Source organism: Aliiruegeria sabulilitoris, assembly GCF_001558155.1.
Lineage (GTDB): Bacteria > Pseudomonadota > Alphaproteobacteria > Rhodobacterales > Rhodobacteraceae > Tropicimonas > Tropicimonas sabulilitoris.
Genome location: NZ_LOAS01000078.1, coordinates 1 through 4,653, shown reverse-complemented (window position 1 = coordinate 4,653; position 4,653 = coordinate 1). Strand labels below are relative to the sequence as shown.

Genomic DNA, 4,653 nt, shown 5'->3' with positions numbered 1-4,653 from the left:
CATGACCCCGCACCAAAAGAGCTATCATATGTCATGACAAACGTCCACAACGATGTTACATATGGTTGAACAAATGTTCAGATGGCGGATGGGGAGGCATGATCCAAGGCCAGTGGTTTTCCTTGACCCGACCGGCGAAAGACGTGACAAGTCAACGAAGTTCGACTGCGTCTCACCCGTTTGCTGCCTTCCTAGATGCCGAATGATGGAGAATCCCGAGCAGGTTGTTCCGGCCGCGGATTTCCGTATCTTGAAGCCGATGGTCCCGACAGACAGGCTGACGTGACTGCGAGGTTCAATGGAGCTCGATGAAACGAAAATCCGAAATACTGCGACTGGTCGAGATCAGCAGGCTCTATTACGAAGACGGGCTGACACAGGCGGAAATCGCCAAGGAGCTGGACATCTCGCGCCCGGCGGTCAGCAAGCACCTGGCCGAGGCCCGCATTCTTGGGATCGTCAAAATCGAGATCAAGTCGCCCTTCGAAAGCAATGATGACCTGCAGCAACGGCTTTGCGAGAAGTTCGGGCTGAAGGGCGGTCTCGTGGTCCAGACCGGGTCCTCCGAAAAGGACATCCGCCGGCGTGTCTTCTTTTCGCAAGCCGCTCGCTACGTTGAAAACTGGATCGATGAAGTCAACACTATCGGCGTCAGCTGGGGAGCGGATACCGGCACGATTCTCGACGAGATGAAACCGGTTGCCAGCGATACCGAGCGCAAGGGTGATATCTGCCCGCTGATCGGGTCCGCGCCCTATGACATCAAGTGGTTCCAGACCAACGAACTCGCACGCGTTCTGAGCCAGAAGACGGGCTATTCACCGCATTACTTCATGGCTCCCGCCTTTCCGGCATCAGTCGAGAACAAGAAGCTCTTCGAGCAGACCAATGAGTTCCAGTCCATCCAGAACCTGTGGAAGCGGCTGCAGATGGTACTGATCGGAATCGGCACATATCCATCCACCCCCGACCAGGCAACAGCGGCCCGTTTTGGCCAGAAGCTCCGCAAGAAACGCGCCGTGGGCATGATGGCCACCTACTATTTCGATCGCGAAGGCCGGTTCATCGAAAGCGACACCGATATCGTGATGCGCATCCCGCTGGATCTGTTGCGCAAGATACCCAATGTCCTGGCTTTCGGGTTCGGCGACGAAAAGACCGCCGCGACGATTGGCGCGCTCAGAACCGGGCTAATCACCCATTTGATCACGGATGAGGGTATGGCCAACCGGCTGCTCGAAGACATCTGATCCCGACTCTGACACCCAACGAGGAAACGCATGAGATGAAGAAGATCATCAATGATCGCGAGGACCTGGTTCCCGAGTTGTTGGAAGGTTTCTCGCTCGCCTATTCGGACGCAATTCGCATCATCGACGACCGGATCGTCGTTCGCCGTTCGCCGAAGCCGGATGGGAAGGTCGCACTTGTCACTCTGGGCGGTTCCGGTCACGAGCCTGCGCTCAGCGGCTTTGTCGGGACCGGGCTTCTGGATACGAGCGTGCCGGGCGAGATCTTTGCAGCCCCCGGGCCGGATCGATGCGTGCGGGCCCTGCAGATGTCCGACCGCGGGGCCGGTGTCCTGTTCCTGGTGCTCAACCACGCGGGAGATGTACTTACCGCGAATTACGCGACCGAGCGCGTGACGGCATCTGGGCTGAATGCCCGGATGATCGTGGTCAATGACGACATCGCCTCTGGCGCTCCGGAACAGAAGGAAAATCGTCGAGGCCTGGTCGGGATCCTCCCCGTGATCAAGATCGCCGGTGCGGCGGCCGAGGCGGGACTTCCCCTGGACGTCGTTGCCGATCTGGCTGAAGCGGTCGTCGACAACACCAGAACGCTTGGTGTCGGGTTCCGTGAGGCGTCTCACCCTGTTACCGGCGCCAGCCCGTTGACCATACCCGAAAACTCGATGGTCGTCGGCATGGGGCAACATGGCGAACGCACAGGTGAAACCTTCGCCATGACAAACGCCGACTCGCTTGCTGAAATGATGGTTTCCCGCCTTGTGGAAGATCTTGGCGTATCGCGGGGGGATGAATTGCTCGTCCTGCTCAATGGCGCGGGCGCCACAAGCCTGATGGAGCTGTTCATCGTGTTCCGACAGGTCTGGCGATCATGCGTGGATCGGGGGATCACGGTTGCGCGCAGCAAGATCGGTGAATTCGTCACGGCACAGGAACAGGCAGGCTTCCAGATCAATATCACGCGGCTGACGCCGGAGATGAAAAAGCATTGGGACGCGCCCTGCTCGGCCCCGTTCTTCCCCACAATCTTCCCGCCAAACGACCCGGAATAGGTCCGCTTCGGGCGGATATCCCTGATCTCGCCGTTGATCTCAACGGTCGTCCTTTGCGGAGGCTGTTCAGGCTGGCGTGCGTCCGGCCTGAGCGTCGCCATCTTCCGACAGGAAATCTGAAACCGCGTTGAAGCGATGTGCCATCGCGTTGTACCTGCGCAGATTGTCCGGGTCCGGTCTATTCGTGGCTTGCGGTGCATGCAGTGCGGCCAGAGGCGAGAAGTCCGCCCAGAGCCCGGAACCGACAAAGGCGAGCGCCGCGGCCCCAAGGGCCGCCGCCTGTTCGTCGACGCGGGACTTGACGACACTGTGGCCGAAACAATCGGCGAGGATCTCGCACCACAGGTCGCTCTTGCTGCCGCCGCCGACGATCAGGATCTCCGGGCCGATATCAGTTTCCGACTTCAGAACATCCAGCGCACGCCCCAGCCCAAGGGCAACGCCCTCAAGCACCGCGCGTGCCAGGTGCCCCCGGCCATGCGCCAGCGTCAGGCCAACAAAGGCTCCGCAGGTGTTCGGGCTTTTGTCGATACTGCTGCCCCCGGCAAGCGTGGGGTTGAACAGCAATCCATCGCAGCCAACGGAAACGGACTTCGCCATTTCGTCGAGTGCGGCGTAGGTGCAATCCGGGGCCATTTGCTCGTGGAACCAGCGATAACTGCTTCCAGCGGCAAAAATGGCCGTGGCCGAGACGAACATCCCCGGCGCGGCATGGGCGAACACATAGGGCCGTTTTTCGGCCTGTAGCACCGGCCTGGCCGACGCGACGGCAATCCAGCTCGACGATCCCAGCGAATTGTAGGCATCGCCCTCCGATGTGCAATTCGCCCCAAGCGCCATGCAGGCATTGTCCACGCCACCGCAGACCACCGAGATCCCGGCGGGCAGGCCAAGGCCTTCGGCAATCTCCGGCAGCACCTGGCCGATGACCTCCGCGGAGGGCAGGATATCGGGGAAGAGGTCCCGTGGAAGCCCGGACGCCGTGAGCAGCCGGTCGGAGTACTTCCAGTTCTGCAAATCGTAGACGCCGCTGCCCGAGGCATAGGAATAGTCGGTCGCGACGGTGCCGGTGAGGATCAGGTTGATGTAGTCCTTGCTCCCGAGCACGGTTCTGGTCCGGGCGAACAGATCGGGTTCGTTGTGCTTCAGCCAGAGGATCTTGAAGACCGTGTAGAGCTGAGCAGGAAATCCGTTGCCCGTCAGCAGGTACCAGTCTTCCTCGTCCACCTTGTCGAACAGGACCGACAACTCGCGCTGCTGAGGACGTGCATCCGACCAGATCGGAACGCGGTCCAGCAAGGGTTTCCCGTCGCCATCGAGCGGGACCATCGCCAGGCTGTGGCCGGAAATGCCGATAGCCTTGATCGCATGCACCGTTTCTTTCGGAAGCTTTGCCAACAGGATCCGAGTGCTATCCTTGACGGCGGCCCACCAATCCTGCGGGCTCTGCTCATGATATCCGGGCGCGGGGAAATGTGTTTCGTAGCCGCAGAAATGCTCCGCGAGGCAGTGGCCGTCTTGCGCGTAGATCGAGGATTTGCACCCTCCGGTTCCAAAATCATAGGCCAGAACAAAGCCTGGCGATGCCGGTGTGGGGACTGGGTCAGCCATCGTCTTCAACCGATTTAAGGATGGAAACCGCGGTGTCCACGCCGATGCCGAAACGGGTGACGCCAAGGTCGATCATTGCCTCCATGGTCTGCCGATCCCGGACGCCGCCAGCGGCCTTGAGCTTGCAGCGACCGGCAACGGTTTCCGCCATGAGCGCAACCCGGTCCAGAGTGGCCCCGGTCGGTGCCCAGCCAGTGCCGGTCTTCACATAGTCCACCCCGGCGGCGATCGCGATTTCACAGGCCTCGGCGATCTCCGCATCGCTAAGGTAGTGGCATTCCAGAATGACCTTGACCGGCTTGCCGCCCGCAGCCGCAACGACCGCCCGAATGTCAGCTTCAACGGCGGCCGGGTTTCCGCTTTTCAGCCAGCTCACATTCTGCACCATGTCGACCTCGTCGACGCCGAGTTCGATCAGTTCCTGCGTCTGTTTTACCTTCATGCCAGTGCTGCAACTGCCTGTCGGGAACCCAACCACGCCGCCGAGCCCCAGGCTCTGCCGTCGCGGCCCGAGATACTCCAGCAGAAACGGGATATGCGCGGTAAAGACAAAGACACAGGCGCAGCGATGCTGACAGGCAAGGTCGGCCATCCTGGCGATGTCGGCGTGGGTCGTATCCGTTTTGAGGGCGCTCAGATCGAGGTACTTCCCGATATTGGATCCTGTCAGGCGCATGATTTTCTCGTGGTTTCTGGAGGTGTCTTACCCGGCCGGGCTCAAAGGCTTCGGCCGGAGTTAT

At 60.5% G+C, this 4,653-nt stretch carries 4 protein-coding genes; 2 read left to right on the top strand and 2 right to left on the bottom strand.

Translation table 11 applies throughout. From position 1 onward, the window contains the following. The first annotated feature begins 308 nt into the window (after window positions 1-308). Together AX756_RS24475 and AX756_RS24470 are read left to right on the top strand one after the other, a co-directional pair. Window positions 309-1,250 (top strand): sugar-binding transcriptional regulator, encoded by a 942-nt coding sequence (locus AX756_RS24475; RefSeq protein WP_068318454.1) that lies wholly within the window; start codon window positions 309-311, stop codon window positions 1,248-1,250. A gap of 35 nt (window positions 1,251-1,285) precedes the next feature. Then, complete coding sequence (locus tag AX756_RS24470) at window positions 1,286-2,302, top strand: dihydroxyacetone kinase subunit DhaK (protein ID WP_068318452.1); 1,017 nt, start codon at window positions 1,286-1,288, stop codon at window positions 2,300-2,302. Window positions 2,303-2,368: 66 nt separating this feature from the next. On the opposite strand, the gene AX756_RS24465 is transcribed toward AX756_RS24470, so the two are convergent. Both AX756_RS24465 and deoC read right to left on the bottom strand, forming a co-directional pair. After that, entirely contained in the window at window positions 2,369-3,913 is a 1,545-nt protein-coding gene (locus tag AX756_RS24465; protein WP_068318449.1) for a xylulokinase, read from the bottom strand. Beyond that, window positions 3,906-4,589: a deoxyribose-phosphate aldolase gene (gene deoC, locus AX756_RS24460; RefSeq protein ID WP_068318446.1), complete on the bottom strand. Its 684-nt coding sequence runs from the start codon at window positions 4,587-4,589 to the stop codon at window positions 3,906-3,908. Before deoC ends, AX756_RS24465 begins: the two co-directional genes overlap by 8 nt. Window positions 4,590-4,653 lie beyond the last annotated feature (64 nt).

Bases quoted from the DNA above. Each gene is read 5' to 3' on its own strand.
- deoC (WP_068318446.1), bottom strand. From the start codon at position 4,589: ATGCGCCTGACAGGATCCAATATCGGGAAGTACCTCGATCTGAGCGCC.
- AX756_RS24470 (WP_068318452.1), top strand. From the start codon at position 1,286: ATGAAGAAGATCATCAATGATCGCGAGGACCTGGTTCCCGAGTTGTTG.
- AX756_RS24465 (WP_068318449.1), bottom strand. From the start codon at position 3,913: ATGGCTGACCCAGTCCCCACACCGGCATCGCCAGGCTTTGTTCTGGCC.
- AX756_RS24475 (WP_068318454.1), top strand. From the start codon at position 309: ATGAAACGAAAATCCGAAATACTGCGACTGGTCGAGATCAGCAGGCTC.